The 26744-nt window shown below is 70.8% G+C and carries 32 protein-coding genes and 1 tRNA gene; 16 read left to right on the forward strand and 17 right to left on the reverse strand.

Translation table 11 applies throughout. The annotated features are described in order from the left end of the window. The 3 genes from VSH64_RS31170 to VSH64_RS31180 all read right to left on the reverse strand — a co-directional run bounded on the left by VSH64_RS31170 (position 1) and on the right by VSH64_RS31180 (position 2158). On the reverse strand, positions 1–909 hold the full coding sequence (locus tag VSH64_RS31170; protein WP_326566322.1) for an NAD-dependent epimerase/dehydratase family protein: 909 nt from the start codon (positions 907–909) through the stop codon (positions 1–3). 176 nt (positions 910–1085) lie between these two features. Next, positions 1086–1412 carry a PadR family transcriptional regulator gene (locus VSH64_RS31175; RefSeq protein WP_326566323.1) on the reverse strand — a complete coding sequence of 109 codons (327 nt, stop codon included), beginning with the start codon at positions 1410–1412 and terminating at the stop codon, positions 1086–1088. A 185-nt stretch (positions 1413–1597) separates the two neighbouring features. Beyond that, positions 1598–2158 carry a hypothetical protein gene (locus VSH64_RS31180; RefSeq protein ID WP_326566324.1) on the reverse strand — a complete coding sequence of 187 codons (561 nt, stop codon included), beginning with the start codon at positions 2156–2158 and terminating at the stop codon, positions 1598–1600. Positions 2159–2463: 305 nt separating this feature from the next. Between VSH64_RS31180 and VSH64_RS31185 the strand changes: the two genes are divergently transcribed. The 4 genes from VSH64_RS31185 to VSH64_RS31200 all read left to right on the forward strand — a co-directional run bounded on the left by VSH64_RS31185 (position 2464) and on the right by VSH64_RS31200 (position 5894). Beyond that, entirely contained in the window at positions 2464–3249 is a 786-nt protein-coding gene (locus VSH64_RS31185; RefSeq protein ID WP_326566325.1) for an SGNH/GDSL hydrolase family protein, read from the forward strand. Further along, positions 3246–3815: a TetR/AcrR family transcriptional regulator gene (locus VSH64_RS31190; RefSeq protein WP_326566326.1), complete on the forward strand. Its 570-nt coding sequence runs from the start codon at positions 3246–3248 to the stop codon at positions 3813–3815. The genes VSH64_RS31185 and VSH64_RS31190 overlap by 4 nt, the downstream gene beginning before the upstream one ends. Before the next feature lie 226 nt (positions 3816–4041). Continuing rightward, positions 4042–5238, forward strand: coding sequence for a sensor histidine kinase (locus VSH64_RS31195; protein WP_326566327.1), 1197 nt, complete (start codon positions 4042–4044; stop codon positions 5236–5238). Further along, entirely contained in the window at positions 5235–5894 is a 660-nt protein-coding gene (locus VSH64_RS31200; protein WP_326566328.1) for a response regulator transcription factor, read from the forward strand. Before VSH64_RS31195 ends, VSH64_RS31200 begins: the two co-directional genes overlap by 4 nt. Here VSH64_RS31200 and VSH64_RS31205 read toward each other — a convergent pair whose 3' ends face one another. After that, positions 5895–7349: a phytoene desaturase family protein gene (locus tag VSH64_RS31205; RefSeq protein WP_326566329.1), complete on the reverse strand. Its 1455-nt coding sequence runs from the start codon at positions 7347–7349 to the stop codon at positions 5895–5897. It lies immediately after the preceding gene. 130 nt (positions 7350–7479) lie between these two features. On the opposite strand from VSH64_RS31205, the gene VSH64_RS31210 reads away from it, so the two are divergent. The 3 genes from VSH64_RS31210 to VSH64_RS31220 all read left to right on the forward strand — a co-directional run bounded on the left by VSH64_RS31210 (position 7480) and on the right by VSH64_RS31220 (position 10387). Continuing rightward, positions 7480–8208, forward strand: coding sequence for a DUF2786 domain-containing protein (locus VSH64_RS31210; protein WP_326566330.1), 729 nt, complete (start codon positions 7480–7482; stop codon positions 8206–8208). A gap of 139 nt (positions 8209–8347) precedes the next feature. Continuing rightward, positions 8348–9082: a GNAT family N-acetyltransferase gene (locus tag VSH64_RS31215; RefSeq protein WP_326838071.1), complete on the forward strand. Its 735-nt coding sequence runs from the start codon at positions 8348–8350 to the stop codon at positions 9080–9082. A gap of 147 nt (positions 9083–9229) precedes the next feature. Further along, positions 9230–10387, forward strand: coding sequence for an adenosylhomocysteinase (locus tag VSH64_RS31220; RefSeq protein ID WP_326566331.1), 1158 nt, complete (start codon positions 9230–9232; stop codon positions 10385–10387). Here VSH64_RS31220 and VSH64_RS31225 read toward each other — a convergent pair whose 3' ends face one another. The 3 genes from VSH64_RS31225 to VSH64_RS31235 are packed head-to-tail and all read right to left on the reverse strand — an operon-like array spanning position 10388 to position 11726. Further along, a complete protein-coding gene (locus VSH64_RS31225; protein ID WP_326566332.1) occupies positions 10388–10765 on the reverse strand; it encodes a VOC family protein in 378 nt (125 codons plus the stop codon). After that, positions 10762–11130: an SgcJ/EcaC family oxidoreductase gene (locus tag VSH64_RS31230; protein ID WP_326566333.1), complete on the reverse strand. Its 369-nt coding sequence runs from the start codon at positions 11128–11130 to the stop codon at positions 10762–10764. Before VSH64_RS31230 ends, VSH64_RS31225 begins: the two co-directional genes overlap by 4 nt. Continuing rightward, on the reverse strand, positions 11127–11726 hold the full coding sequence (locus VSH64_RS31235) for an MPN domain-containing protein (protein WP_326566334.1): 600 nt from the start codon (positions 11724–11726) through the stop codon (positions 11127–11129). Before VSH64_RS31235 ends, VSH64_RS31230 begins: the two co-directional genes overlap by 4 nt. An 86-nt stretch (positions 11727–11812) precedes the next feature. On the opposite strand from VSH64_RS31235, the gene VSH64_RS31240 reads away from it, so the two are divergent. Together VSH64_RS31240 and VSH64_RS31245 are read left to right on the forward strand one after the other, a co-directional pair. Continuing rightward, positions 11813–12775, forward strand: a complete 963-nt coding sequence (locus VSH64_RS31240) for a LysR family transcriptional regulator (protein ID WP_326566335.1) — start codon at positions 11813–11815, stop codon at positions 12773–12775. A gap of 54 nt (positions 12776–12829) precedes the next feature. Then, positions 12830–13318, forward strand: a complete 489-nt coding sequence (locus VSH64_RS31245; RefSeq protein WP_326566336.1) for a VOC family protein — start codon at positions 12830–12832, stop codon at positions 13316–13318. Between the two features lies 1 nt (position 13319). Here the strand turns inward: VSH64_RS31245 and VSH64_RS31250 are convergent, their stop codons facing one another. Together VSH64_RS31250 and VSH64_RS31255 are read right to left on the reverse strand one after the other, a co-directional pair. After that, positions 13320–15971 carry a P-loop NTPase fold protein gene (locus VSH64_RS31250; protein ID WP_326566337.1) on the reverse strand — a complete coding sequence of 884 codons (2652 nt, stop codon included), beginning with the start codon at positions 15969–15971 and terminating at the stop codon, positions 13320–13322. Positions 15972–16048: 77 nt separating this feature from the next. Beyond that, positions 16049–16564 (reverse strand): DUF6790 family protein, encoded by a 516-nt coding sequence (locus VSH64_RS31255; protein ID WP_326566338.1) that lies wholly within the window; start codon positions 16562–16564, stop codon positions 16049–16051. Between the two features lie 57 nt (positions 16565–16621). Between VSH64_RS31255 and VSH64_RS31260 the strand changes: the two genes are divergently transcribed. Further along, complete coding sequence (locus VSH64_RS31260) at positions 16622–17038, forward strand: MarR family winged helix-turn-helix transcriptional regulator (protein WP_326566339.1); 417 nt, start codon at positions 16622–16624, stop codon at positions 17036–17038. Positions 17039–17045: 7 nt separating this feature from the next. Here VSH64_RS31260 and VSH64_RS31265 read toward each other — a convergent pair whose 3' ends face one another. Continuing rightward, positions 17046–17759 carry an alpha/beta fold hydrolase gene (locus VSH64_RS31265; RefSeq protein ID WP_326566340.1) on the reverse strand — a complete coding sequence of 238 codons (714 nt, stop codon included), beginning with the start codon at positions 17757–17759 and terminating at the stop codon, positions 17046–17048. A gap of 86 nt (positions 17760–17845) precedes the next feature. On the opposite strand from VSH64_RS31265, the gene VSH64_RS31270 reads away from it, so the two are divergent. Beyond that, a complete protein-coding gene (locus VSH64_RS31270) occupies positions 17846–18268 on the forward strand; it encodes a MarR family winged helix-turn-helix transcriptional regulator (RefSeq protein WP_326566341.1) in 423 nt (140 codons plus the stop codon). 251 nt (positions 18269–18519) lie between these two features. Here VSH64_RS31270 and VSH64_RS31275 read toward each other — a convergent pair. From VSH64_RS31275 to VSH64_RS31295, 5 genes are all read right to left on the reverse strand, one after another. Further along, positions 18520–18592: transfer RNA gene (locus tag VSH64_RS31275), tRNA-Ala, on the reverse strand. A gap of 55 nt (positions 18593–18647) precedes the next feature. Next, positions 18648–19523 (reverse strand): divisome protein SepX/GlpR, encoded by an 876-nt coding sequence (gene sepX, locus VSH64_RS31280; protein ID WP_326566342.1) that lies wholly within the window; start codon positions 19521–19523, stop codon positions 18648–18650. A 161-nt stretch (positions 19524–19684) separates the two neighbouring features. After that, positions 19685–20344: a GNAT family N-acetyltransferase gene (locus tag VSH64_RS31285; RefSeq protein ID WP_326566343.1), complete on the reverse strand. Its 660-nt coding sequence runs from the start codon at positions 20342–20344 to the stop codon at positions 19685–19687. Then, positions 20344–21627 carry a molybdotransferase-like divisome protein Glp gene (gene glp, locus VSH64_RS31290; protein WP_326566344.1) on the reverse strand — a complete coding sequence of 428 codons (1284 nt, stop codon included), beginning with the start codon at positions 21625–21627 and terminating at the stop codon, positions 20344–20346. The genes VSH64_RS31285 and glp overlap by 1 nt, the downstream gene beginning before the upstream one ends. After that, on the reverse strand, positions 21624–22529 hold the full coding sequence (locus VSH64_RS31295; RefSeq protein ID WP_326566345.1) for a UTP--glucose-1-phosphate uridylyltransferase: 906 nt from the start codon (positions 22527–22529) through the stop codon (positions 21624–21626). Before VSH64_RS31295 ends, glp begins: the two co-directional genes overlap by 4 nt. A gap of 24 nt (positions 22530–22553) precedes the next feature. Here VSH64_RS31295 and VSH64_RS31300 point away from each other — a divergent pair, with 24 nt between their 5' ends. The 4 genes from VSH64_RS31300 (at position 22554) to mscL (ending at position 24783) form a co-directional block, all read left to right on the forward strand. Next, positions 22554–23147, forward strand: coding sequence for a 5-formyltetrahydrofolate cyclo-ligase (locus VSH64_RS31300; protein WP_326566346.1), 594 nt, complete (start codon positions 22554–22556; stop codon positions 23145–23147). Positions 23148–23237: 90 nt separating this feature from the next. Further along, positions 23238–23555, forward strand: a complete 318-nt coding sequence (locus VSH64_RS31305) for an FmdB family zinc ribbon protein (RefSeq protein ID WP_326566347.1) — start codon at positions 23238–23240, stop codon at positions 23553–23555. A gap of 138 nt (positions 23556–23693) precedes the next feature. Next, the gene (locus VSH64_RS31310; protein WP_407655693.1) at positions 23694–24323 is read left to right on the forward strand and encodes an SAF domain-containing protein; all 630 of its coding nucleotides are present in this window, start codon (positions 23694–23696) and stop codon (positions 24321–24323) included. A 52-nt stretch (positions 24324–24375) separates the two neighbouring features. Beyond that, on the forward strand, positions 24376–24783 hold the full coding sequence (gene mscL, locus VSH64_RS31315) for a large-conductance mechanosensitive channel protein MscL (RefSeq protein ID WP_326566349.1): 408 nt from the start codon (positions 24376–24378) through the stop codon (positions 24781–24783). 3 nt (positions 24784–24786) lie between these two features. Here mscL and VSH64_RS31320 read toward each other — a convergent pair whose 3' ends face one another. After that, on the reverse strand, positions 24787–24954 hold the full coding sequence (locus VSH64_RS31320; protein WP_326566350.1) for a hypothetical protein: 168 nt from the start codon (positions 24952–24954) through the stop codon (positions 24787–24789). A gap of 102 nt (positions 24955–25056) precedes the next feature. Beyond that, a complete protein-coding gene (locus VSH64_RS31325; RefSeq protein WP_220244409.1) occupies positions 25057–25557 on the reverse strand; it encodes a MogA/MoaB family molybdenum cofactor biosynthesis protein in 501 nt (166 codons plus the stop codon). Positions 25558–25679: 122 nt separating this feature from the next. Between VSH64_RS31325 and VSH64_RS31330 the strand changes: the two genes are divergently transcribed. After that, a complete protein-coding gene (locus VSH64_RS31330) occupies positions 25680–26741 on the forward strand; it encodes an NAD-dependent epimerase/dehydratase family protein (protein ID WP_326566351.1) in 1062 nt (353 codons plus the stop codon). Positions 26742–26744: the final 3 nt, after the last annotated feature.

A 26744-nucleotide genomic window follows, 5' to 3' on the forward strand; every position in this document is an offset into this window, starting at 1 on the left:
TCAGGCTTTGGTGGTCTCGCGAATGGCTTCGTCGACGGAACGGTGAACGGGCGGCTCGACGTAGAGCTCACGGAGGAAAAGCCCGTCGAGGTGCTCGATGGTGAGGCCGGGCTGCTTGCCGGTGAGGCCGGTCACGCGACCACCGAGGCGGAACATCGCCTTGAGGACCCCGGCGGGCAGCGTGCGCACCGCCCGCGGTTTGCCGGCGGCGCCGGACATCCTGGTGAGCATGTCCGCCCAGCGCAGGTTCTCCTCCACCACGGGGATGTCGGCTCCTGACGCGTCCTCGAGCGCGTCGACGGTCGCGATGCCCACACCGCGCGCACTCGTGGCCGCACTGCCACCGCGCGGCGCGAACAGCGGCGCCGAGGACCGCACCCACTTCACCACCGGCACCGACCACTGCGGCACGCGCCCGGGCGCGACCCCGAACACGTACGGCACCTCGATGACCGCCACCGGCAGATCCGGCCCGGCCGTCTCGCGGGCGACACGCGCCTGCTCGATGCGGCTGCGCACGTACGGGTGCTGCGCGGCCAGCCCCCACTCGGGGTGCACGCGGTCGAAGTACGTGTAGTACGACGCGAGCACCGCCGCCCTCGTGCACCCGACCTCGCGCGCCGCCTTCAGCAGCGCCACCACCGGCGCGACGTTGCCCTCGTGCAGCCGCGGCGCGACCGGTCCTTTGTCGACCTTCCGGTCGTCGCTGCCGCCGGCGAACACCACGCCGTCGTGGCCGGCGAGGAGTTCACGCAGGTCGTCCTCCGAGGCCACCGTGACGTCGACGACCCGGTCGACGCCTTCGCGAGGCGTGCGGGCCACCGTGGTCGCCTCGTGTCCGCGCAACCGCAACTGCTCCAGCACGTGATACCCCAGCAAACCGCTTCCACCCACCACCAGGATCTTCATGGCGAGGATCTTCGCGGACGCGCCCGGCCTGGTCCAGCCGCCCTCACCCCACCCTCACACCCGGCGGCCCACCGCCGGCACGACCACGCTCGCCACTCCGCCGAGCGCCGCCGCCCGCCCGATCTGGAACCGTCCTAAGAGGACGAACATGAACGGAGGGCAGGCGTTGCCGGGCGTCAAGCCTGTCTTGCCTGCCAGCCGCGCAGCCGAGCCGTGGCCGCCTGCGCGTTGGCGTGCTGGCGAGCCGCCTCGGCAGCGACCACATCGGCGCCGGAGCGCGTGAGGCGGTAGTACCGGCGCAGCCTGCCCTGCTGGACTTCTTCACGGTCGTGCTCCACGAGACCTTCCGCCGTGAGCCGGTCGAGCGCCCCGTAAAGCGTGCCGACCTTCAGATCGACCCGACCCTCCGACAATTCCGCGACCTCGCCGACGATGCCGTAGCCGTGCCGCGGTTCGCCGACCAGCGCGGTGAGGATGAAGAAGACCTGCTCGGACATCGCCATGCACCCAATGTATCGCTGACCGATATATCTCGGCAAAACCCGGCCGGATGAACTCCTGGACGAGATTGTCCTGTCCGGCCGAACTCTGCGGCAGCTCACTGCGCTGAGCTGCGGTCCGAAAAGTAGGTCCGGACGTTGATCGCGGAGTTGTCCGGACCTAGTTCGCGGTGGCTGCAGAGCTGGTGTCAGCGGCTTCCTGGTGTCGTGAGATCTGGGAGTTGTTCACCGGTGTCTGGGTTGCGGCCCTGTTCCAGGCGGAAGATATAGGCCTGGAGGTCGGTCCTGAGGTCACCTGCCAGGTATGCGAGGAAGTCGCGTGCGCCTTCGGCGGCCTCCAGCTCATGGGAGTTGGTCCCGGCGGTCCATGTGCTGACCAGTGTGGCGACATGGTCCTCGACCTGGCCTCGCTCGGCCCACCACGCTCGGACGGCGTCCGGCTTCCACCGCGAGTCACCGTCGCAGGCGTAGCCGTCGAAAGGGTCGTCCTCGGCGGCAGACAGCAAACACTCGACCTCCGCCCGGGTCTTGGGCTGGCGGTAAACGAACTCGTTGTAGTGCTCGCCGCCGTAGAGGACGTGGCGTGGTGCGGACTGCCGGCCGGTCCAACAGTTGTCGGTCCGGCCTGTGTAGAAGGGGCCAGGCACGTTCAACCAGTGCTTCTCCGCCCACGTGCTGCCGTCGTCGGGCGTGAAGAAGTCCGGCGAAACGTACGAGATCGGATCCTCAGCTGCAGGTGCGTCGGTCACCTCGTCAGGATCCCCCAACAACCGCCTGCGTCGCCGCCCCCAGTCATCTTCCGGGAGTGCCGCAGTGGGCGTCAGCGCAGTGGGATGACCTGGACGGGCATTTTGGCAAGCGGAACCCCGCCCCAGCTCACCCGCCACTGCCCCGAAAACTAACCCCGGACACCGAAGCCGGTCCCGAAAACCAGGTCCAGACACCGAAAGGATCGGCTGGACAGGACGAGATGAAATGAACCCCACGTAGACACCGTCTACCCGAGTTTGATAGACAGTGTCTACAAGGTGAACCAGGGGTTACGGAGATCGACATGGGCTTTCAGAAGTTCGTCGCCGTCGGCGACAGTTGCGCCGAGGGGCTCGATGATCCGTACCCCGACCACAGTCAGTACCGGGGCTGGGCCGATTTCGTCGCGGGCCGCCTCGCGCAGGACGAGCCCGGGTTCCGCTACGCCAACCTCGCCGTGCGCGGCCGGCGCCTCGACCAGATCATCGTCGAGCAGCTGCCCGCCGCCGAGCGGCACGAGCCCGACCTCATCGCCCTGTTCGGCGGCGGCAACGACGTGATGAGCGGCGGCTGGAACGCCCGCACAGTGGCGCGCCGGGTCGACGCCGCGATCCGCCGGTGCACGCACATCGCGCCCACGGTGGTCACGTTCACGCTCAGCGACGTCGCCCACCGCATGCCGTTCAGCTCCCGCATGCGCCCGCGCGTGACGGCGTTGAACGACGCCATCCGCGAGGCCTCCGTGAGCTACGGCGCCAAGCTCGTGGACCTCTGGCCCGACCACGCCGCCCACGACTCGCGCTACTTCGGCCCCGACCGCCTGCACCTGTCGGAAGTCGGCCACCTGCGCGTGGCCGGCCACGTGCTCGACCGCCTCCACGTGGGCCACGACGACGGCTGGCTGCGGCCGCTCCCGGGCGTCCCGGCCCGCCCGAGCCTGCGCGCCGACCTGCAGTGGTTCTGGCAGGAGGTCATGCCGGTCGCCGTCACGCGGCTGCACAACCGGCTCATCGGCCGCTCCCCCGGCGACGGCTTTTTCCCCAAGCGACCCGAACTGCTGCCGGTCGCCTTCTCCGAAGCGCAGCTGTGAGCGCGCGCCAGCGGCTGATCACCACCGCCGAAGCCCTGCTCGCCGACGAAGGCGTGGACGCCGTCACACTGCGGGGCATCGCGAAGGCCGCCGGCGTCTCCCACGGCGCACCCCTGCGGCACTTCTCCGGCCGCGCCGAGCTGCTGTCGGCCGTGGCGACGCTCGGCTTCGCGCAGCTGCTCGAACGCGGCGCGAAGCTGCCCGAGGGCAACCCGCGCGAGCGCGTGACGGCCGCCTGCCACGCGTACGTGGCCTTCGCGCTGGCCAACCCCGCGATGTTCGAGCTGATGTTCCGCCGCGACCTCATCGACCCGGCCGAGCCCGGACTGGTCGCCGCGAGCAGCGCCGTCTTCGACTACTTCGCCGAGCTTGTGCGCCTCGACCGCGAAGCAGCGCACGACGAGCGCGTGAAACCCGGCACGGACCCGCGGCTCGTCGCGGCTTCACTCTGGGCCGCGCTGCACGGGCTGGCCCAGCTCTGGCTGTGGGGCGGGCTGGCGGGCGCGAGCTTCGCCCCGTCGCCGGAATCGGCCCTCGCGGTGACGCTCGACGCGTACCTCGGCTGACGCTCGGCGGGGAGCAGCTCCGGGTTCCTCCCCGGCCTCGGGCGCTCCCCACCGAGCAACGGGAATGGGTGACCATTCGCGGGAGACGCTATCCGGACGAACCGCCCGCCCGAATCACTCTGCAGCCGCATTCGGCCGTAAACCTTCGCGGTACGCGCGGGTCGCGCCTACCGCAGCGGTGGTAGCCGGCTGGGTTTCCGCCGGTCAGGCCGGTAGCTTCGGCTTCGTGCCGGTGTACAGGGTGGGATTGGTGCACGGGTTTCGCATGCGGCCGGTGCTGACCGACAGCCTCCTCGCGGCCGCCGTCGCCGCGTTCCTGCTGGCGGGCGCGGCCGTGAGTCACGGTGAGCTCGGCGACCGACCGGGTGCGTTCGGCCTGGCCTTGGCGGCCGCGGGCGCGCTGCCACTGCTGGTCCGCCGCCGGTTCCCGATCGGTTCGCTGCTGGCCGTCACGGCGCTGATGGCGGCGTTCTACCTCTGCGGCTTCCGCTCGACGCTCGGCCAGCCCGGCATCCTGATCGCCGCGTACACGGTGTGGGCTCGTTATCCGGCGAGCAAGGCCTGGCCGTCGACCGTGCTCGCGTTGGCCACGTACGAAGCGACGATGATCGCCGGCGGCGCGTCGAACCCCGTCGGGGACACCGTGATCGCCCTGCTGCAGGCATCCGCGACGATCCTGATCGGACACTCGGTGTACGTCCGCGCGAACCGGCTGCGCGTGACCGCCGAACGCGCCGACCGGGCCGAACGCGAGATCGAGCTGGAAGCCCAGCAGGCCGTCGCCGAGGAGCGCATCCGGATCGCGCGCGAGCTGCACGACGTCGTTTCGCACCACCTTTCGGTGATTTCCGTCCAGGCCAATCTCGCGAAGTACGTGTTCGAAACCGCGCCGGACACCGCTCGCGGCGCGCTCGACACGATCACCGGCACCACCACCGAGGCCCTCGACGAGCTGCGCCGCCTGCTCAGCGTGCTGCGGCCGCCGCGGTACGAACCCGGCGAGTACCGCCCGCAACCCGGCCTCGCGGACCTGCCCGCGCTCGTCGCGAGGCTCGGCGACGCCGGCCTCACGCTCAGCCTGCGCGTGACCGGCACGCCGCGGCCGCTGCCACCCGGGCAGCAGCTGTGCGCGTACCGCGTGGCGCAGGAGGCGCTCACCAACGTGCTCAAGCACGCCGCCGACGCGACCGCCGAGCTCACCCTCCACTACGGCGAAGACACGCTGCGCCTGCTGGTCGTCGACTCCGGCGGCGGCCGGCCACCGCGGGTCAACCACGCCGGCCACGGGCTGGTGGGGATGCGGGAACGCGCGCGTATGTACGGTGGCGTGATCGAGATCGGCCCCCGCGAACCCGCGGGGTTCGGCATCGAGCTGACCTTGCCCTGCCCGGCCGCCGGGCGGACCACCGGAGAACCGTCGTGACCAGTGTGCTCGTGGTGGACGACCAGGATCTCGTGCGCGCGGGGTTCGTCGCGCTGCTCGGTGCGGTGCCGGGCGTCGACGTGCTCGGCGAAGCGCGCGACGGGCTCGAAGCCGTGGACAAGGCGGCGCGGCTCAAGCCCGAAGTGATCCTGATGGACATCCGTCTACCGGGCCTCGACGGTGTGAGCGCCACCGAGCGCATCCTCGCCTCGGCCGGGCCGGAGAAGCCGCGGGTGCTGATCCTGACCGTGTTCGACCTCGACGAATACGTCTACTCGGCCCTGCGCGCCGGCGCGGCCGGGTTCCTCCTCAAGGACAGCCCACCGGAGACGCTGATCGCCGGCATCGAGGCCGTCGCGCGCGGCGACATGCTGTTCGGCCCGACGATCACCCGGCGGCTCGTGGAGGCGTTCACGCGAACGCCGCGGCCCGGCTGCCCCGAAACCGAACTGACCTGCCTGACCGAGCGCGAGCTGGAGGTGCTGCGGTTCGTGGGCACCGGCGCGACCAACGCGCACATCGCCGGCGAGCTGCTGGTGAGCGAGGCGACCGTGAAGACGCACCTCAACCGGCTGATGACCAAGCTCGGGGTCTCCAGCCGCGCGCAGGCCGTGGTCGTGGCGTACGAGACGGGCATCGTGCGGCCGCGCGCCTGATCACCAGCCGGCGGGCAGGCCGAGGCCGAATTCCCTGCGCAGCGCCGTTTTGGCCGCGTGCAGGCCGGCCATGCCGTGCACGCCGGGGCCGGGCGGAGTGGCGCTGGAGCAGAGGTAGACGCCGCGCAACGGGGTCGTGTGCGGGTTCCAGCGCGCGACCGGGCGGGCGAGCAGCTGCCGCAGCGTCACGGCGGCGCCCGAGATGTCGCCGCCGACGTAGTTGGCGTTGTAGTTCTCGAGGTCCGCGGCGGGAATCCCGCGCGCCGCCAGGATCGTGTCGCCGAACCCCGGGGCGAAGCGTTCGATCCGCCTCCGCACGACGTCGGTGGCATCGAGCGGATCACCGTTGGGCACGTGCGCGTAGGCCCAGATCGGCTGCTTGCGCGGGAGCCCGCGCGACGGGTCGGCGGCCATCGGCTGGGCGAGCAGCACGTACGGTTCGTCGGCGCGCCGGCCGCCGGCCACGGTGTTCTCGCCGGCGCGCACCTGCGCCGCCGTCCCTCCGATGTGGACGGTCGCGGCCTTCGCGAGCTCCGGTTCGCGCCACGGGATCGGCTCGGACACCAGGAAATCGACCTTCGCCGCGCCGGGCCCGTACTTCACGTGTTCGAGCGCCCGCCGGTAGGCCGGCGGCAGGAACCGGCCCGCCAGGTCGAGCAGGCCGCGCGGGCTGACGTCGAGCAGCACCGCGCGGGCCTTCGCGAACTCGCGCACGTCGGTCACGCGGCTGTTCACGTGCAGGCGGCCGCCGTGCGCGCGGAAATCGGCGACGAGGGCGTCGGTGAGCGCCTGCGTGCCGCCGCGCGGAACCGGCCAGCCGCCGGCGTGCGCGAGGTGGCCCAGCAGCACGGCGGTGCCGCCGGCGGCCAGCGACGGCAGCCGGCCCATCGGGTGGGCGGCGACGCCCGCCAGCAACGCGGGGGCCTCGGGCCCGCGGAAGAGCAGCTCGTCGACGCCGGTGCCGAGCGCGAGGATGCGTGGCCCGAGCAGCGCGGCGGCCGTGAAGCCGGGTGGCCGGCGGAGGTCGCCCAGCAGCAGGTCGGTGAGCTCGGTGGTGTGCTCGACGAGCGGCCCCATCAGGGTTCGCCAGCGTCCGCCGTCGGCGCCGAGCCGGGCGCACGTGCGCTCGAGGTCCGCGTACGCGAGCCCGGTGTGGCGCTCGTCGACAGGGTGGCCGTAGGCGACTTCCGGCGTGCACAGCTCCACGCCGTGCGCGGCCAGGTCGAAGCCGCGGAAGAACGGCGACGCCACCGCCATCGGGTGCACGGCCGAGCAGATGTCGTGGACCACGTCGGCGTCGAACAGCCGCGCCGAGCGCGCGCCCCCGCCCGGCTCCGGTGCCGCTTCGTGCACGTCGACCGTGAGCCCGGCGCGCGCGAGCAGCACGGCGGCGGCCAGGCCGTTGGGGCCGGAGCCGACGACGACGGCGTCTGGGTCGTCCGCGGGCGAATCCACTCACGGATCGTATCGACACGCGGGCACCCTGCCACGGATCCGAACACCTGATCGAATATTGTCGTACCCCGCGCCTACCTTGGACCCCACGCCGGCCCGCCCGGGCCCGGCCCAGCAGGAGAGGGGGATCATGCCCGCCCACGACACGCAGCTCGAGCGCATCCGCAAGCTGCTCGCCAAGGCCGAAGACCCGGCGGTGACCGCGGAAGAAGCCGAGCTGTACAACACGAAGGCGGCCGAGCTGATCGCCCGGTACGGCATCGACAACGCGATGCTCGCCGCCGCCGGGCAGGGCTCGGACGACATCACGGTGCTGAAGATCCCCATCGAAAACCCGTACAGCCGGGACAAGGCGAGCCTGCTCACGAACGTCGCGTACCCGTTGCGCTGCCGCACGTTGCTGCACCGCGTGGGCCAGGGCGTGGAGGCGGTCACGGTGTTCGGCTACAAGTCCGACCTCGCGCGGGTCGAGCTCCTGTTCACGAGCCTGCTGCTGCAGGCCGGCACGCAGCTCACACGCGTGCGTCCCGATGAGCGGGTGTTCCGCGAGTCGCTGGCCGCGTACCGCCGCACGTGGTTGCACGGGTTCGCCCGCGCGGTCCACGACCGGCTGGTGCGGGCGGAGACCACCGCGGCGCGTGAGTACGGGGGTTCGGGCGGCCAGTCGGCCGAGCTGGTGGTGCGCGACCGGACCACGCTGGTGCAGAGTGCGTTCGACCGCGAGTACGGCGACTTGCGCGCGGCGGCGCCGCGGCGGCTCTCGGGGTCGGGTTATCGCGAAGGTCATCAAGCCGGCACGCGCGCCACGCTCGACCCGGCCGCGCTGGCCCGCCGCCGGCAGGCGTTGCCGGTGCGCTGAAACAAATCTGGGGCAGTCCCGAGGTTTCGGGCATTACGCTGCGTGCCATGAACGTCACCGGTCACCTCGTCCCTCGTCCGGAGCCGCCTTCGGCTTCCGGCGGGAGAAGCGGTGCCCGGTCGTGAGCGGCGAGCCGGCCGTGCGCATCGAGGACCTCGCCACGCGCCCGGACCTGCGCCGGCCCGCCTTGGAGCTGGGGGTGGTCGGCGGCGAGTTCCTGGCCCACGACGTGATCGGCGACCTGGCGGCGTCCGCGCGGCTGGCGGCGCGGTGGCCGGAGTTCTTCCTGGTGCTGCTGGAAAACGCCGTGCCGGTGGCCCGCGCGGCCGCGATCCCGGTGGCCTACCCGACGGATGAGCGCACCGAGCTGCCCGACCACGGCTGGGACGGCGCGCTGCTGTGGGCCGCGCAGGACGTGATGGACCACCGCGAGCCGACCACGCTGGTGGCGCTTGAGGTCCACGTCGCCGAACGCGCGCGCGGCCAGGGCGTGGCGGCGCTGGCGCTCACCGAGCTGAAGAACCGCGCCCGCCACGCGGGGCTGTCGCGGCTCGTGGTGCCGGTGCGTCCCACGGGCAAGGCCGACCACGCCGCGGAGTCCATTGTGGACTACGCCGCGCGCCGCGACAAGCTGGGCCGGCCCGTGGATCCGTGGCTGCGCAACCACGAACGCCTCGGCGCCCGGCCGGTGAAGATCGCGCCGTTCGCGATGACCGTGATCGGCACGCTGGACCAGTGGGAGGAGTGGACCGGCGTGCGGCTGGGCGATGGCCTCACGTCCGTGCCCGGCGGGATCGCGCCCGTGCTGGGGTCGGTGGCTCAGAACCTCGGCGTGTACGTGGAGCCGAACGTGTGGCTGGAGCACCCGCTGTGACCTGGGTTATCGTGGTGGGGTGTGTGCTGGCCGGCAGGAGCTCGTGACGCCGATCTTCGGCGACCACTCCTACCGGTGTGACTTCTACGGCTGACGCCCGCGCGTCCCGTCCGAACTCACACCCACAACCTCGCGAGGAACACCGTCATGCCCGAAATCCCTGTCCTGCCCGAGACGCATCCCGCCACGGCCTGGGCGCTCAAGCACATGCCCCTCACCGCGCAGGCGGTCGCCGAACTGACCCCGGTGCTCGCCGGCAAGCGCCTCGCGATGTGCCTGCACGTGGAGCCGAAAACCGCCGCGCTCGTGACGCTTCTCGTGCAGGCCGGCGTCGACGTGCGGCTCACCGGTTCGCCGGGAACGACTCACGACGACGTCGCCGACGCGCTGGCCGAGCTCGGCGTCGCCGTGTTCACCCGCCGCGCCGACGGCGAGGCCGAACACGCCCGCAACATCCAGCGCGTGCTCGAAGTCGAGCCCGACCTCACGCTGGACAACGGCGCCGACCTCACCGTGGCGCTGCTCGCGTCCGGCACCCCGGCGCACTACCTCGGCGGCACCGAGGAGACCACCACCGGCGGAATCCGGCTGCGCGAAACGGAAGCCCGGCTCGGCAAGCCGGTGGTGGTGATCAACGACTCCCGCCTGAAGCTCCTGGTGGAAAACGAGTTCGGCGTCGGCCAGAGTGTGGTGCAGGGTTTCCTCAACGCCACCAACCTGATGGTGCCCGGCGCGCGGGCCGCGGTGCTCGGCTACGGGCCGTGCGGCAAGGGGGTCGCCGACACGCTGAGCCGGCTCGGCGCTCGGGTGTCGGTGTGCGACGTCGACCCGATGCGGGCCCTCGAGGCGATCCTCAACGGCCACCGTGTGGGCACCGCCGCCGAGGTCGTGGCCGACGCGCAGCTGGTGTTCACCGCCACCGGCCACCCCGGCGTGCTGGGCGTGGCCGAGCTGGCGGCGTTGCGCGACGGCGCGGTGCTCGCCGGCGTCGGCCACTTCGCGTGGGAAATCGACCAGGCGGCGCTGGCCGAGAAGACCGTGCGCACGGTCGAATACGGCGCGCCTTCTCGACGTACCGGCCACGTGCTCGACGACGGCCGCGAGATCGTGCTCCTCGACCAGGGCCGGATGCTCAACCTCACCGCCGCCAACGGAAACTCCATCCAGGCCATGGACCTCGGCCTCACGCTGCAGGCCCGCAGCCTCGCCGCCGTGGCCGCGGGCGGGCTGGCCGACGAAGTGCAGCCCGTGCCCGCGGACATCGAGCACCGCATCGCGACCGACCTGGTGGCCGCGTTGAAGTAGCTACTCCGAAAGCCCGGGCGGCAGGAAACCGTGCTCCGACAGGTCGAACCAATTGCCTTCCGGGTCGGTCGCGCGGTACTCGGCGAACGGCCGGTCCCCGCCCCGCAGCACCGGGCGGGGCACGCCCGCTTCGGCGAGCCGCTCGGCGATCGGCGGGATGTCGTCGACCTGGAAGCCGAAGTGGTTGAAGCCGGTGGCGACGTCGCCGTCGAGCTGCTGCTGGATCAGCGCCAGGTTGAGGTAGCCGTCGGTCACGAAGTGGCTGCCGTCGGGGTCGGTGTGGAACAGCTCCATACCGAACTGCTCGCAGTAGAACGCGGCCATGCGCTTGGCGTCCTGCACGACGAAGGCGAGGTGACGCAGGCGAGGGCGGGTCATGCGGTGGGTCCCTTCGGGATCATGTTGTGGAAAGCGGCGATCGTCGGCTCGCCGTCGTGGCGCACCACGGCTTGCGCGTGGGTGACCACGCCGGCGGGCCCGATCTCCGAGGTGGCGTGCACGAGCGAAAGCCCAGGCGCCAGGCTACGGATCAACGTGACCTCGGCGGACAACGTCGTGCCGCAGTACGCCGTGGTGAACAGCTGCGCGTGGCCCGTTTCCACGGCTTCGCGGCCCACGAGTGCTTCGCCACGCACGTTCACGAAGTCGACGTCCGCGGCGAACACGGACGCGAACTGCGTTGCGTCTCCGCGCGCCCAGCCTTCGACCATGGTGCGCCACAGAGCGCGAATCGAGTCGGTCACGCCGTCACCATCCCCACGCGCAGCGGCAGCGATTCGCACTCGCCATTCCACGCGGCGAGCGAGTAGTAGAACTCGCCGTGCTGCCGTTCGAGGTAACACACCACGTTGAGCGGCCAGCCCGCGCTGCGGAAGACATACGCGTCCATCGGCGTCGGGCGTTCGCTGAGCGGGCGGCCGCGTTCGCATTCGGGGCCGAGGCGGTGCCAGTCGGGATGCAGGTGCACGGAGCCGAGCACGTCCAGACCACGCGCGTCGGCTTCGCGCGTGATGCGCAGCAGATCCGCCGGGTCGAGCCACCAGGCGCGCACGGAATTCTCATACGCGGAGCCGAATTTCGGCACGATCTCGGTCGCGAACTCTTCCCGCGCACTGGGATCGGTGATCCGCGCGTTGCGGCCGAAGGCGAGATCCGACACGATCAGCGCGTCGTCGGCGAAGGTGCCGAGCAGCACGGCGAAACACGGTCTCGGTTCCTCGGGCGTGATGAAGGCGTATTCGATGGCTGCCGCGTCGAGGAACCGCTGCAGCACTTCGTCGGAGAACAACACCGGAATATTCGTTTTCCCGATGAGCGGAACGGGGACCAGAGATGTCACGCCAGGCACCGTAACCAGGCGTGATGCGCCGTGGCCATGATCATCACGGGATCGGCCCTATTGCATCCGGCGATAATGTTTTCCCCATGCGCCTGGAAATCCGGCACCTCGAACTCGTGGTCGCGATCGCCGAGGCCGGCAGCCTGCGCAAAGCCGCGGCCCGCCTGCACCTCACGCAGCCGGCGGTGACCACGCAGCTCAAACGCATCGAGCAGTTCCTCGGCGGACCGCTGTTCGTCCGTTCGGCCGAAGGCGTGCTGCCCACCCACACCGGCACGGAGCTGGTGCGCGACGCGCAGAAGGTGCTGCACGGCTTCGATGCGCTGCAACGGGCCGCGCGGCTCAACGCGCGGCACGAAGCGGGCGCACCTGTACGCGTCGGCGGCATTCCGGCCCAGCACTTCAGCCTGCTGGTGAACGCGCTGACGACCATGTTGCCGCGCCGCGACGTGACCAGCCGCACGATCCGCGAAACGGCCGCACTCTCGGCGTTGCTGCGCTCGGGTGAGCTCGACGTGGCCGTGATGCGTGCGTTCCCCGGCTTCCCGCTGATCCCGCCCGACGGCGTCGAACACCGGCTGCTGCTGCGGGAGCCGTTTTTCATCGGCGTGGCCGAAGACCACGAGCTGGCCGAGCGTGGTGAGGTGGCGCTCGCCGAGCTGGCCGAGGAGCGCTGGGTGATGCCCGATCCGGACGACAGCGGCATGAACGAGTTCTTCGCGCGCACGTGCACCTCCGCCGGCTTCGACCAGCGCATCACGCACCTCACGAACGAAGCGCACGTCGCGTTCGCGCTCACCGCCGAGGGCCGCGCGATCTGCCTGCTCTACCCCATCGGCACCGACCGCACGGGCATCGCGACGGTGTCGCTCACCGGCACGCCGCTCTACCGCCAGCTCGTGCTCGCGTGGCGCACCGACTCCCCGATCGCTTCACTCGTGGACGAGATGTGTGCCAAGATCGAGGCCGGGTACCTCGCGCTGGTGGAGGACTCGCGGTTCTACCGGAAGTGGTGGCACGACGGCGGTTCCGCGTTCGCCCTGCCGTGAAGTGCCGTCGTGAAGTGTTGCTGTGAAGTGCCGCCATGAGTCAAGGAGGACGCCGTGCCGATCCGCGGTCTGAACCACGCCGTGCTCTGGGTCCGCGACGCCGCCCGCAGCAGCGCGTTCTACGTCGACGTGCTCGGCTTCCGCGCGGTGCACACGTCGGACAAAGCCGTGTTCCTGCAGGCCCCCGACTCCCGCAACGACCACGACCTCGGGCTCTTCACCCTCCCCGACGCGGCCGCCGCGCCGGCCGGCAGCGTCGGGCTCTACCACCTGGCCTGGGAAGTACCGACCCTCGCGGACCTGCAGACCTGCCTCGCCGCCCTCACGTCCGCCGGCGCCCTCGTCGGTTCGACCGACCACGGCACCACGAAGGCCCTCTACGCCAAGGACCCGGACGGCATCGAGTTCGAAATCTGCTGGCTCCTGCCGCGCACGCTGATCACCGACGCCGACCGCGCGCACAACGGACCGCTCGACCTGACCGCCGACATCACCCGCTTCGGCGCCGACACCCCCGGCGAATCGGCCCGCATTCCCGCCTAGGTCACGCCGCCGGCGCCAGCACGTAGGAGAACCGGCGGATCACCGGCAACCACTTCTGGAAGTGCGCCAGGCCGTCCACTTCCAGCGCGGCCGACACCTGCGCGAGACCGCGATGCAGCCGCAGCCAATCCCGCGTCTCGTCTTCACCCAACACGCCGACCACCGCGTTGCGCCACAACTCGCCTTCGCGGCGCGGCTCGCAGTCGGCCACGAACGCGGCCCACGTCGTCTCGCCCGCGCGCCGCGCCAGGCCACCGTCGACCGCTCGCCGAGGGTCGGCCGGGCTGTCCAGCGCCTTCCCCAGCAAGTGCGCCGGCGCCGTGAGCAGCCCGAGCAGCGCGACGACCACCTGGTACTCGCCGGGATCACCGTCGTCGCCGAGGAAGCGCGACGCGTCCGAGAGGTCCCGGGTCGCGCGCAGCATGCGGTAGAGGTTGAACAGCCGCTTGGCCTCGCGCGGCGTGGCCACCAGCCGGTCCAAGGCGGACAACAGGTCGATCTCGCGGTCGGTGAGCGTGCGCGGTGGTTTCGCCGCGCGTCCCGGCCGGCGCCGGCTGTCCACTTCGGACCCGGCTTCGATGTCCGGCACGGCGACCTGCGGTGCGGGCGGCGGCGACAGGCGCTCGGTAATGTGGTTTTCGGTGCTCGGCATCAGCGAACGCAGCAGTTGGCGCAGGCTGCCCGAGGACATCCCGGGCAGCACCAGCGGCAGGTTGATGATCTTTTCCAGGTAGTCCTCGGGCGTCACGTGGCCGCCACCCGGCGTCTCGGCGAGGATTTCCTCGTAGTGGCTGCTCAGCGAGCGCACCAGCCACCTCGGGTCGACGCCGACGACCACCACGAACAGCTCCAGCGCGAGCAGCAGGTGCACCGCCTCGAGCACCTCGACCACCTGGCGCGAGCTGCACCGGTCGAGGTCGTCGATGTAGAGCACGATCCGGTCGATCGCCTTGCCGCCGGGCTCGGGGTGCGCGCGCCAGTCGGCCATCAGCTCCACGAGCTGCTCGAAGTCCTTGCGGATCGTGGAGACGAGGCCGAGGTTGCGGCGGTAGGAATCGTCGCGCGCGCGTTCGGCGAGGAACGTGTACAGGTTGCGCCCGGGCGTCAGCTCACTCAGCTGCCGGCCGATTTCCCCGACGCGGGCCACGACTTCGCTCAGCTGCGCCTCGGCCACGCGCTGGTCGACCTCGGTCTTGCGGATTTCCGCCAGCAGGCCGGCCACTTCCGGCGAGTCCATTCCCCCGCGCAGCTCCTCGGCGAGTTCACGCAACGCCTGGATCCCCGATCGAGCACGCGCCAGGAACGCGATCCCGGTGCCGGCCGCCGCGACGAACCCGACACCTGCGGCCGTGAGCCACTGCCAGGCCGCCGGCGCGACCACGGCAACAAGAAAACCGACCAGCAGGATCACCGCGGCCGCGGCCAGCGCGACCTTGCCCCAGCGGTCCTTGGGCGCGCGGCGCAACGCGTCGGCCTCCGTGAGCGCGCCACGAAGCTGCTCGACCAGCAACGCGCCCTGCTCGGCTTCGTCCTGCACACCGAGCCGGCGCCACACCTGCGGTGACCCCGCGAGCGCGCGGATCAGAGCCTTGCCGGTGGTGTCGCGCGTGGAAGTGGCTTTGTCTACGTCGGCCTGCAGCTTCGCGACGGTGGTCTGCGCCTGCTGCTTCGCGTCTTCGAGCTCCCGAGCCTGCTCCAGGCGTCCGCCGAGCTCTTCGCGCAGCTTCACGCGGCGTTGTTCGGCGCTCGGACCGGGGCCGGCGAGCTGGCGGAAGATCTCGTCGCCGAGGCTGGCCCACAGGTTGGCATCGGCGTAGTGCCAGGCGTTGAAGCCGATCTGCACGATCTCGTGGGTGTAGGCGGGGTTGCCGGAGCTCCCCAGCCGGCCGACTTCTTCGCGCAGCAGGCCCATGAAGTAGCTCTTACCGGAGCCCCACTCGCCGAACACCCCCACTGACAACGGCAACGGGGTGCTGCGGTCGGCGATCACCGTCGCCAGCATCGACACGTACGGCGCCACACCGAGCCGGTCGCGGTCGAGCGGGATCCCGACATTGGGGTCGACCCGGTCGCTCGACACGCCGCCGGCGAGGTCGGCCGCGTTGCTCTCGCCGTTCCAGGCCGCGCGGATCGCGGCTTCGGTCTCGCTGTCGCGGCTGAGGAACACCAGCCGTTGCAGGCTTCCGTAGCCGATCTCGTCGAGCGCCTTCGCCGCGGCGACCACCACCACGGAGGCCACGCTGTCCACGTCGAGCCCGAGGCTTCCGGCGCCCAGCAGCGGCAGGCCCAGCGCGACGACACCGAGCTCCGCGGCCTTGTGCACCACGGCTTCGGTGGCCCGGGCGATCGCGCGCAACGTCGCGTCCCGCTGCGCACCGCCGTCGTGCGGGGTGGCGAGCAGGGCGAAACGCAGTGGCGTGGCGCCGATGTCGACGACTTGCGGACGCTCCGGGGTGACCGACTCGAACGCGATCCCATCCCAGTCGAACGCGGGAAACGTCTTTCGCACCGCTTGCCCGAGGCTGCCGAGTCCGCTGCCGACGGAGATCACGATGGCGTCGATCCCGGTCTCCCACGGGCGTTCTGTCCGCACCAGTGAACACGAAACCGCGGCCGCCGTGCCGAGGTCGCCTGGATCCGCTGCCTCGGCCACGGCAGCAGCCTAGCCAACCTGGCGCAACAGGCAAAGGCCCGCACTCTTCGCGAGCGCGAGCCTTGGCGTTGCCCGGGTCAGACGAGCACCGGAGCCTCCACAGTGGACAGCTTCTGCGCTTTGCGCGCCAGGACGATCAGCACCAGCGGCACCAGCAGGTCGGTGAGCAGAACGCCGCCGGTGTTGCCCGGAGCGTGGTCACCGTTGGCGAACCACTGGTAGACGTGGCCCACGAGGGCACCCCAGAGGAACATGCCGGCGCCGAGGCCGATGGTGATGCGTTCGCGCAGCGAGGCGGAGGCGGCGCGGAAGCCCATCACGGCGAGGCCGAGGTTGGCGAAGGCGATCTCGAACGTGAACGGCGTGCGGGTGAAGCCGATCGCCGTGGCCATCACGTCCGGAACTCCGAGGAAGACGATCGTCATCCAGAGGCTGCTGCAGCCGAGGGCGCCGATGGCCCACCAGCGTTGCCAGGTCTCCAGCGCGGCTTCTCTCGACGGGCTGCGGCGCGTGCGGACGTACGCGCCGATGGCCGGGACCACCAGGAACAGCGCAGGGAGGGCGGACTGGGCGAGGTAAGCGGTTGTTGTCATGGCTTGAGTGTTGCATGGTTAATATTAACTACGCAAGACTTGAGGTAAGCTCAGTTCGTGGACGACGATCTCGCTGACCTGTTGCATCGCGTGGTGTTCCTGCTCGGAGAAGCCGCGCGGCGGCGCACCGACAGCAAAAGCGACCTGAGCTACAGCCAGATGCGCCTGCTGGGCACCCTGGAGGACATCCAGCCGGCGACCCAGCACCAGCTCGCGCAGGCACTGTCGGTGTCGGACCCGGCGATCAGCCGCGCGCTGCGCCCCCTGGAAGCCGCCGGGCACGTGCAGGTCCGCCAGGACCCGGACCACGCCCGCCGTCGACTGGTGACCCTGACCGAAGTCGGCGCGAAAGCGTTCCACGACAACGGGAAACCGCTGTACGACGAACTGCGCACGGCCCTGCTCACTGCGGGGTTCCCGTACGAGCAGTACCTGCGCGACACAGCGGCACTGGCTCGACTCTTGGAACCCTGACTTTTCGTCACTCACCAAGCAGAGCGCGCAGCAGCTCCTCGGGCGTCTCGACCTGGGGCAGGTGGCCGGCGCGGGGCAGCAGCGTGAACTTCGCGCCCGGAATCGCTGCCGCGTAAGCCTTTCCGTAGTCCGCGTCGACGATGCCGTCGCTCTCGCCCCACACCACTTGCACCGGGACGTCAATGCCGCCGAGCCGCTTCTCCAGCGTCGGGTCGACCATGGCCGGCCCGGTGTACCCGATGAGCGCACGCACGTCCGGGCTCGGCCCCGTGCCGCCGGCCGGCGCCTTGCTCGGGTCGTGGAACGAGAACGACCGCAGCTCGGCCGGCGAAAGCCCGCTGACGTCCGTGAGCGGATGGCCCGCCACCTCGATCCCGATCCCGTCGACGATCACCGCGCCCGTGACCCGCGGACTCCCCTGCAGCGCGATCTCGGCGGCCAGCCAGCCGCCGAAGGAATTGCCGACCACCGTCACGTCGGTGAGGTCTCGCTCCTCCAGCAGCCGGACGTACGCCCGCGCCAGCGCGCCCACGCTGTCGAGACTGTCGGGCTTCTCCGTGCCACCGAAACCGGGATGCGTCGGCAACAGCACGCGCGCCTTCGCCCGCTCCGCCAGCAGCTCCGCGAAGCCGACCATCGTCGCGACGCCGCCCCCACCGTGCAGCAACAGGTACGGCCGGTCTTCGGCGGTGCCGAACGAGCGGGTTTCGATGGTCGCCATGGTTCCTCCTCGAGCGGGTACCTAAGGAAACTTAGATCAGCTTCCTTAGATAAGCAACCTGTCCTCGATGGGCTAAGCTTTCCCGCATGACCTACCGCCCGGCCGAAGTCGCCCTGGCAGTCAAACGCCTCCAGCACCGCCACCACCGGGCCCTCAGCCAGGCTCTCGCGCCGCTCGGCTTGTCCCTGGTCCAGTGGGACACGCTCCGCCACCTGCACCAGAACCCGGACGCATCCCTCCACGACCTCGCCGTACTGACCTTCCAAACCGACCAGTCCTTCGGCTCCCTCGCCACCCGCATGGCCGACCGCGGCCTCATCGAACGCGTCCCCGGCCCGGGCCGCGCGGTCCACCACCACCTCACCCCGGAAGGCCACCGCCTCCGCACCGCCGGCCAATCCGCAGCGGACGCCGTGGTGGCGTCCTCGTTCCACACCCTGAGCCCTACACAACTGAACGACCTCGGCTCACTCTTGGACGTAGCACTCGGCGCGGCCCCGACCTCCTAGCGTCCTCAATGGACCTCAACAACGAACACCGCCGCGCGCGATCCCCCTGACCACCGACCGCCGCCCCCAGGAACACACCAAAGAACCCCGTTTGCTCTTCCACAAACCGGGCCCTACTCGAACACTCAACCACCACCGGGGGTCCAGGGGGCGAAGCCCCTTGGCGGGGGTTTGGGGGTTCGACCCCCAAAGGACACAACGAAGAGAGCCCCGTTTGCGTTTTCCGCAAACAGGGCTCTCTCACGAACGGGTGGAGCTGAGGGGAATCGAACCCCTGACCTTCTCGATGCGAACGAGACGCGCTACCAACTGCGCTACAGCCCCTTGTTCAGTGCTCAGAGAGCGTATCAGCTCCCGGGCGAGCCCTGAACGCCGGGGGTCACTCCCCGACTGCCCGGCGGTACGGGCTGGTCCCCGGCTCGTCGAGCTCTTCGAAGGCCGGGTCCTCGTCATCGAGATCCACCACGACGGCCTGGCGGCGGATCCGCGACATCGGCGACGGCTTGCGTTCGACAATCTCCCGCGGGGCCTGGGACACGACCTCGAGATCGTCATCCTCCGAAGCCTCCGCGGCAGCCGAAGCAGCCGGCGAGGGAGCCGAAGCAGCAGAGCGTTCCGAACGACGCGGCGCAGGCAGCGGCTCACGCGACTCACGAGGTTCCCGGGACTCCCTCGAATACCGCGCCATCCTCCTCTGCCGGATGTCGTTCTCGATGCGGACCTGGCGGCGCAGGTACGCGAGGTAGCCGACGAGAATCACGTCCACCACGGCGTTGCCCCACCACGCGAGGGTCATCACGAAGCCCGCGAAGACGGCCGAGCCGACGGCCAGGATCAGCAGGATCACGACGATCCGCTGGCGGAACGCGTACTTCGCCCGCGCGGCGATCTCCGCCGCTTCCGGGTCGAAGCCGCCGCGGCCCGGACGGTAGCCGGCGGAGCGGGAGCGCGAGGGCTCGTCGCGCACGTCGGCGGCCGGTTGGGGTAGTGGTGCGGGTTCGTCTTCCTCTTCGTCGAGGTCGGCGTCGAGCTCGGCCTCGAGTTCGGCGAGGTCGTCCTCCACCGAAGGTTTCGCACTTTCGGACACGGCGAACTCCTCCTGTCCTTCATTGCGAGCGCCCCCGCTACGCACGACACGCGCGGCGAGCGCGGACGACGGCGTCCGCGCGACCTGCTGACGCTTGCGAGCCACCATGGGCACGAGAACGACGAGCCATGCCGCGGCGAGCGCGACGATGATCAGCGAGCTGGGCATGTCCCGTCACCTCCCCCGATCCTCTGCTGTAGTCACGCTAGCCACAACAGTCACACACGGGACGCAGACTCGCCGGGTTCGATCACGAAATTGAGTCACCGGATTAGGTGAATCTCACAGTATGTGGTAACGCGTGATCGGAACCGGACCCGTAGTCACCATCAGAGCAGGTCGGCGCGTCCCAGGGCCACGAGACGCGACACGAGGCCGTCGCCGATCTCTTCTTTCGTCACGGCGAAGCAGAGGTGGTCGCGCCAGGCGCCGGCGACGTCGAGGTAGCGCTCGAAGAGGCCCTCCTGCCGGTAGCCGGCCTTGGTGAGCACGCGGATGCTCGCGTTGTTCTCCGGCCGCACGGTCGCCTCGAGCCGGTGCAGGCCGGCGGCTTCGAAGGCGTGATCCGTCACGAGGGCCACGGCCGCCGTGGCGACCCCGCCGCGCACGATCTCCGACGACACCCAGTACCCGATCCAGGCTGATCGCAGTGAGGCGCGGATCACGTTACCCACGGTAATCTGCCCGGCGAACTTTCCGTCGACCGTGATCGTGAACGGCAGGCACTGCCCGCGTCGCGCGAGGCCGCGCAGGGCGGCCCACTGCGAGGGCCACGACCAGAACGCGTTGCGGTCGGGCCACGGCCCGATGCCGGTCGGCTCCCACTGTTCGAGGTGGTCGCGGTCGCGCAGGCGGATGCGGCTCCACTCGCCGGCGTCGCGCAGTCGCACGGGCCGCACGTGCACGACGCCGGCCGCCACGCGCAGCCCGCCGAGCCTCGCGGGCCAGCCCGGGTGACGGCTCTCGACCGGGTAGGCGTACGAGCCCACTACGCCCGCTGCGCGAGGAACGTGACCTTCACCTGTTCACCGGCGGCGACCTCGGTGAGGTCCTCGTCCACCGTGATCAGGCAGTTCGCTTCCGCCAGCGACGCCAGCAGGTGCGCGCCCGACGTGCCGAGCGGCTGCACGAGGTACTCACCGTTGGCTTCGTCGCGCAGCAGCTGGCCGCGCAGGTAGCCACGGCGGCCCTTGGTCGAGGTGATCGGCGACAGCAGCCGCGCGCCGACGATGCGCCGGTGCGGGTTGCGCGTGCCGCGGGCGGCGCGGATCAGGGGCCTCACCAGCACCTCGAACACCACCAGGGCGCTCATCGGGTTGCCGGGGATGAGGAACGTCGGCACGGAGTCGGGGCCGAGGCGCCCGAAGCCCTGCACCGAACCCGGGTGCATGCCCACGCGCGTCATGTCGATGCGCCCGAGATCGGACAACGCGGCGTGCACCTCGTCGCCGGACGAGCCGCCGGCACCGCCCGCGACCACCACGATCTCCGACATCAGCAGCCGGCCCTCGACGATCTCGCGCAGCCGCTTCGGGTCGCTCGGCACGATGCCGACGCGGCTCACCTCGGCTCCGGCGTCGCGCGCGGCCGCGGCCAGTGCGTAGGAGTTCACGTCGTAGACCTGCCCGACGGACGGCGTGCGGTCGACGTCCACGAGTTCGTCGCCCACGGACACGATCGACACGCGCGGCCGCGGGTAGACCAGCACCTTCGCGCGGCCGACGGCCGCCAGCAGGCCCACCTGCGCGGACCCGATGGTGTCGCCCTTGCGCACGGCGACGTCGCCGATCTGCACGTCTTCGCCGGCCCGGCGCACGTACGCGGCCGAAGGCACGGACTTGTGCACAGTGACCTTCGCCTGGTGCCCGTCGGTGTACGCGGTCGGCACCACGGCGTCGGCGAGCGTCGGCAGCGGCGCGCCGGTGTCCACACGTACCGCTTGGCCCGGCTGCAACCGACGCGGCTGCCGCGAGCCGGCCTGGATCTCGCCGACCACCGGCAGCTGCACCGGCTCCTCGCCGGCGGCGCGGACGTCGACGCTGCGCACCGCGTAGCCGTCCACGGCGGCTTGGTCGAAACCAGGCAGGGCGTGCTCGGCGACGACCTCCTCCGCGCACAGCAGGCCCTGCGCCTCGGAGATCGCCACCCGCACGGGCCGCGGCCGCACTGCGGCGTCCAGGGTCAGCGCGATCTGCGCGTCGACAGAGCGAAGCTCCGCCTCCGCGGGTTCCGGGGTCTCTTCGGCCGGGGCAGCGTCGAGGGAGTCCGTCATGGGCGTTCGGTCCCGATCCGTTCGGTCAGCCACGTCCGTAACGATGGCCCGTATTCGGGGTTTTCAAGCGCGAAATCGACGGCGGCACGCAGGAAACCACCCGGATTCCCCAGGTCGTGTCGTCCACCGCGGTGCACGACCACGTGAACGGGGTGCCCTTCCTTGATCAGGAGGGCCACCGCGTCGGTCAGCTGGAGCTCGCCGCCGGATCCCGGCTCGATCCGCTTCAACGCGTCGAAGATCGCCCGGTCGAGCAGGTACCGCCCGGCCGCGGCGTAGGTCGAGGGCGCGTCTTCCGGCCGCGGCTTCTCGACCATGCCGTGAACCTGCTTCACGTCCGGGTCGTCGGTGTCGGAGACATCGAACACGCCGTAGGGCGAGATCTGCTCCTTCGGGATGTCGAACGCGCAGAGAACACTGCCGCCGTGCTGCGCGCGCACGGCCGACATGCGGTCGAGCACGCCGCTGGGCAGCACCAGGTCGTCGGGCAGCAGCACGGCGACGGCTTCGTCGTCGTCGCGGAGGTTCGGCTCGGCCTGCGCGACGGCGTGGCCGAGGCCCAGCGCCTGCTCCTGGATGGCGACCTCGACGTCGAGCAGCCCCGGCCCGCGGCGCACCTTCTCGAGCAGCTCGGTCTTGCCCTTGGCCTCGAGCGTCTTCTCCAGCTCAGGCTGCGCCTCGAAGTACTTGACCACGGCGTCCTTGCCGGGCGAGGTCACGATCACCAGGCGTTTCGCGCCCGCCGCCGCGGCCTCGGTCGCGACGAGCTCGATGCCCGGTGTGTCGACCACGGGCAGCAGCTCTTTCGGCACGGCCTTCGTCGTCGGCAGGAACCGGGTCCCGAGGCCGGCCGCAGGCACGATGGCTGTTCTGAACGTCTGGGAGGTTGAGGCGCCCGTCATGGGCGCAAAGCCTAACGTGGTCGCATGCTGGCACCGGGCAATGAGCACCTGAGCAAGACGGAGTGGCGTGCGCGAGTTCTTCAGGCGCGGGCCGCGTTGAGCCCTTCGGAGCACGCGGCGGAGGCCGCGGCGCTGGCCGAAGTGGCGGCGACCGTGGCTGCCTCGACGGTGTGCGCCTACGTGCCGTTCGACACCGAGCCAGGCACCGTTTCCCTGCTGAATGCCCTGGTCAAGGCAGGTTCACGCGTGTTGTTGCCGGTGATTCCCGACGTCGTCGGACCACTCGACTGGGCGGTGTACGCGGACGAGTCGACGCTCGTGCCCGGCCGGCTGCGCGGGATTCTCGAGCCGTCGGGGCCGCGGCTGGGGATCGACGCCGTGTCGCGGGCCGACGTGGTGCTCGTGCCGGCGCTCGCGGTGGACCGGCGTGGCGTGCGGCTCGGACGTGGCGCTGGTCACTATGACCGGTCGCTCGGTTCGGCCGGTGCGGACCTCCTGGCGGTGGTGCGGGCCGAGGAGCTGGTCGATTCCCTCCCAGGTGAAGCCCATGATGTGCCGATGACCGGGGCGCTGACGCCGGCTGGACTGGTCCGGTTGCCTGCCCCCACAGTGATGTGACGCAGGGGGAATTGCGCACGGGGAATGCTGTCCAGCACAATTGGGTTGGCACTCTTGTCTCACGAGTGCCAGTTGCATGAAGGAGCTCCAGTGCCCACGTACCAGTACGCCTGCAAGGAATGCGACCACCGTTTCGACGCGGTGCAGTCGTTCTCCGACGCCAGCCTGACCGTCTGCCCCCAGTGCTCCGGTCCGCTGCGCAAGGTCTTCAGCTCCGTCGGCGTGGTCTTCAAGGGCAGCGGTTTCTACCGCACCGACTCGCGTGAGTCGTCGAAGTCCAGCACCGCCTCCGCCCCGGCGAAGACGGAGAGCAAGACCGAGACCAAGAGTGAGTCGAAGAGCGAGTCGAAGACGGACTCTTCATCGTCCTCCTCCACCACGACAAAAACCGCGTCGACCGCCTCCTGACCCCCGAGTTGTCCACAAGGGGGTAGTTGTCCACAGGTCGCGGAAGTTCCTCTTTCCGCTGGTCGGCACCGTCCCTAACGTCGGTTTCGTGCGGCACCGCGCCGCACGGGAACCGACGAGGGGACGACCGTGGACACCCTGCTCAACCGCCTGACCGAGCTACACCTGCTGCGCGGCCGACGCGTTCGGCTGCTGCGCCGGTTCCTGGCCGCGGCCCTGCTGCTGGCCGGCTTGCTCGTCGCCCTGCACCCCGCTTCCGCCCGGGGCGCACCCTCCACCGCCACCGTGGTGTCCGCGCGGGATCTGCCCGCGGGCTCGGTCCTGCGCGCCGCCGATCTGCGGCTCACGGATCTCCCTGACGACCTCCGGCCCGCCGGCGCGCTCGGCCGCCTCGACACGGCCGTGGGCCGGCTGCTGTCCGGTGCCGCCCGGGCCGGAGAGCCGCTCACGGACGTCCGGCTGCTCGGGGTGGCTCTCCCCGCCAAGGGGGATTCCGGCGTGGTCACGGTGGCCGTCCGGCTCGCCGACGCGGACGTGGCCGAGTTGCTGCGGCCGGGCCAGCACGTGGGTGTCGTCGCGGCGCCTGACGCCACGCACGCGTCGGCTGAGCTGGTGAAGGACGCCACGGTGGTGACCGTGCACCGGGCCGAGGGCAGGGGTCTGGGGGTGGACAAAGGGCCGTTGGTCCTGCTCGCGCTGCCGGTGAGTGTTGCCACCGAGGTGGCCGCGACGTCGCTGGAACGACCGGTTACGGTTACTCTCCGCTAACCCGTCCCTGTTCCGATGGGCGACAACACGCGTCCCGTTCGAGGAGTAGTAGATGTTCAAGGGCTTCAAAGACTTCCTGATGCGCGGCAACGTCGTCGACCTCGCGGTCGCCGTCGTGATCGGCGCGGCCTTCACCGCGATCGTCACGGCGTTCACGACCGGCCTGATCAAACCGCTGATCAACGCGATCGGCGGCAGCGACGCCGCGCAGGGCCTCGGCTTCTACATCTTCGAGTCGAACAAGGGCACGTTCCTGGACTTCGGGTCCGTGATCAACGCGGCGATCAACTTCGTGATCGTGGCCGCGATCGTGTACTTCCTGTTCGTGCTGCCGGTGAAGCACCTGCAGGAGCGCCGCAAGCGCGGTCAGGAGCCGGGCCCGGCCGAGCCCACCGACGTCGAGCTGCTCAAGGAGATCCGCGACCTGCTGCGCGCGCAGGCCACCAGGTCGGGCGACTGAGGGTCAGCGGTCGTGGTGCGGTGGCCGGTTCTCCAGGTACCAGGAGTCCGGGGTGTCCCCGCTGAGGCCTCGCTCGTCCGAGGTGGTCTCGGGCAGCACGTCACCGAAGATCTCGTCGACCCGACGGCGCTCGGCCGGAGTGTCCTTGGGGGCGGGTTCTTCACGTGGCATGACCCCATCGTCCCACCCGCTGTTTGACAACTGCACAGAGACGCGTGGCGCCCGGCCCTTCGTGATCGAAGGACCGGGCGGGGCGGCGTTCGAGAGTGCGGTTCAGACCTCGTCGAGGCCGGAGAGCTCGTCGATCACGTGCGGCACGAGCGACGACAGGGTGGCCATGCCGTCGCGCACCGCGGCGCGCGAGCCGGCGAGGTTCACCACCAGCGTGCTGCCCGACACGCCGGCGAGGCCGCGGGAGATGCCGGCGTCGACCGCGCCCGCGGCGAGGCCCGACGCGCGCAGCGCCTCGCCGATGCCCGGGATCGGCCGGTCGAGCACGCCGGCGGTGGCGTCGGGGGTGCGGTCGCGCGGCGACACGCCGGTTCCGCCGACCGTGATCACGAGGTCGGCACCGCCGATCACCGCGGTGTTGAGCGCGTTGCGGATGCCGGCGGTCTCGGCCTCGACGACGACCACGCCGTCGACGATGAAGCCGGCTTCTTCGAGCAGCTCGGTGACGAGCGGTCCGGTGTTGTCCTCGTGCTCCCCGTGGGCGACGCGGTCGTCCACGATCACCACGAGGGCCCGGCCCAGCCGCTGTGCGCTCCGTTCCATGCCGACACCGTATCCGGTGACGGCACCCGCCCGCCGCCGTGGGCGGGTGATTCCTGACGATTCGGTGACGTGGTCCGCTTCGGACGGGCACCGGGCCGCTCGCGCACCCTAGCGTCGGGGGCGTGCGAGTACTGATCACCGGTGGTGCCGGGTTCATCGGGTCCCACGTCGCGGACCGATTGGCCGACGCGGGCGACGAGGTCGTGGTGTTGGACACCCTCCTGCCCACCGCCCACGGCACGGCCGCGCCGCCGGCGTACACGGGCCGGCACCGGTTCGTGCGCGGCGACGTCACGGACCCGGAACAAGTCGCCGAGCTGCTGCGGGGCGTGGACGCGGTGTGCCACCAGGCCGCCGTGGTCGGGCACGGCATCGACCCGTCCGACGCGCCGGCGTACGCGCTGAACAACGACTACGGCACGGCGGTGCTGCTGGCCGGGATGCACGCGGCCGGCGTGCGCAAGCTCGTGCTGGCGTCGTCGATGGTGGTCTACGGCGAGGGCCGTTACTCGTGTCCACGCCACGGGGTGGTGCCGCCGTCGCCGCGGCGGCAGTCCGATGTGGACGCCGGACGGTTCGAGCCCACCTGCGGTGAGTGCGGTGTCGAGCTGCGGTGGCAACTCGTTCCCGAAGACGCACCACTTCTGCCCAGAAGTACCTACGCCGCAACGAAGCTGGCGCAGGAGCACCTCGCCGGCGCGTGGGCGCGGCAGACCGGCGGCACGGCGTGGGCGTTGCGCTACCACAACGTGTACGGGCCGAGGATGCCACAGAACACTCCGTACGCAGGCGTGGCGTCGCTGTTCCGCTCGGCGCTCGAGCGCGGCGAGGCACCGACCGTGCTCGAGGACGGGCGGCAGCAGCGGGATTTCGTCCACGTGCACGACGTCGCCCGCATCAACGCCCTGGCGCTGCACGCCGACGGGCGGAGCGGGGACAGCACGCCGCTCAACGTTTGTTCGGGTGACCCGCACACCGTGGGCGACCTCGCGCGCGAGCTGGCCCGCGCGTACGGCGGGCCGGAGCCGCGGATCGTCGGTGGCGCACGGCCGGCCGACGTGCGACACGTGGTGGCCGACTCCGCGCTGGCCCGGAAACTGCTGGGGTTCACGGCGGAAACGACGTTCGAGGACGGCATCACCTCGTTCGCCACGGCGGAGTTGCGCGCGCCCGTGGACGCCTGAGAC

It is taken from the genome of Amycolatopsis rhabdoformis, assembly GCF_035918295.1.
Lineage (GTDB): Bacteria > Actinomycetota > Actinomycetes > Mycobacteriales > Pseudonocardiaceae > Amycolatopsis > Amycolatopsis rhabdoformis.

What these genes read in the sequence shown, in the direction of transcription:
- VSH64_RS31325 (WP_220244409.1), bottom strand. Translation starts at nt 25,557, where the DNA reads ATGGAACGGAGCGCACAGCGGCTGGGCCGGGCCCTCGTGGTGATCGTG.
- VSH64_RS31270 (WP_326566341.1), top strand. Translation starts at nt 17,846, where the DNA reads ATGACCTACCGCCCGGCCGAAGTCGCCCTGGCAGTCAAACGCCTCCAG.
- VSH64_RS31175 (WP_326566323.1), bottom strand. Translation starts at nt 1,412, where the DNA reads ATGGCGATGTCCGAGCAGGTCTTCTTCATCCTCACCGCGCTGGTCGGC.
- glp (WP_326566344.1), bottom strand. Translation starts at nt 21,627, where the DNA reads ATGACGGACTCCCTCGACGCTGCCCCGGCCGAAGAGACCCCGGAACCC.
- VSH64_RS31210 (WP_326566330.1), top strand. Translation starts at nt 7,480, where the DNA reads ATGCCCGCCCACGACACGCAGCTCGAGCGCATCCGCAAGCTGCTCGCC.
- VSH64_RS31170 (WP_326566322.1), bottom strand. Translation starts at nt 909, where the DNA reads ATGAAGATCCTGGTGGTGGGTGGAAGCGGTTTGCTGGGGTATCACGTG.
- VSH64_RS31240 (WP_326566335.1), top strand. Translation starts at nt 11,813, where the DNA reads ATGCGCCTGGAAATCCGGCACCTCGAACTCGTGGTCGCGATCGCCGAG.
- VSH64_RS31255 (WP_326566338.1), bottom strand. Translation starts at nt 16,564, where the DNA reads ATGACAACAACCGCTTACCTCGCCCAGTCCGCCCTCCCTGCGCTGTTC.
- VSH64_RS31320 (WP_326566350.1), bottom strand. Translation starts at nt 24,954, where the DNA reads ATGCCACGTGAAGAACCCGCCCCCAAGGACACTCCGGCCGAGCGCCGT.
- mscL (WP_326566349.1), top strand. Translation starts at nt 24,376, where the DNA reads ATGTTCAAGGGCTTCAAAGACTTCCTGATGCGCGGCAACGTCGTCGAC.
- VSH64_RS31185 (WP_326566325.1), top strand. Translation starts at nt 2,464, where the DNA reads ATGGGCTTTCAGAAGTTCGTCGCCGTCGGCGACAGTTGCGCCGAGGGG.
- VSH64_RS31265 (WP_326566340.1), bottom strand. Translation starts at nt 17,759, where the DNA reads ATGGCGACCATCGAAACCCGCTCGTTCGGCACCGCCGAAGACCGGCCG.
- VSH64_RS31300 (WP_326566346.1), top strand. Translation starts at nt 22,554, where the DNA reads ATGCTGGCACCGGGCAATGAGCACCTGAGCAAGACGGAGTGGCGTGCG.
- VSH64_RS31295 (WP_326566345.1), bottom strand. Translation starts at nt 22,529, where the DNA reads ATGACGGGCGCCTCAACCTCCCAGACGTTCAGAACAGCCATCGTGCCT.
- VSH64_RS31225 (WP_326566332.1), bottom strand. Translation starts at nt 10,765, where the DNA reads ATGACCCGCCCTCGCCTGCGTCACCTCGCCTTCGTCGTGCAGGACGCC.
- VSH64_RS31220 (WP_326566331.1), top strand. Translation starts at nt 9,230, where the DNA reads ATGCCCGAAATCCCTGTCCTGCCCGAGACGCATCCCGCCACGGCCTGG.
- sepX (WP_326566342.1), bottom strand. Translation starts at nt 19,523, where the DNA reads ATGCCCAGCTCGCTGATCATCGTCGCGCTCGCCGCGGCATGGCTCGTC.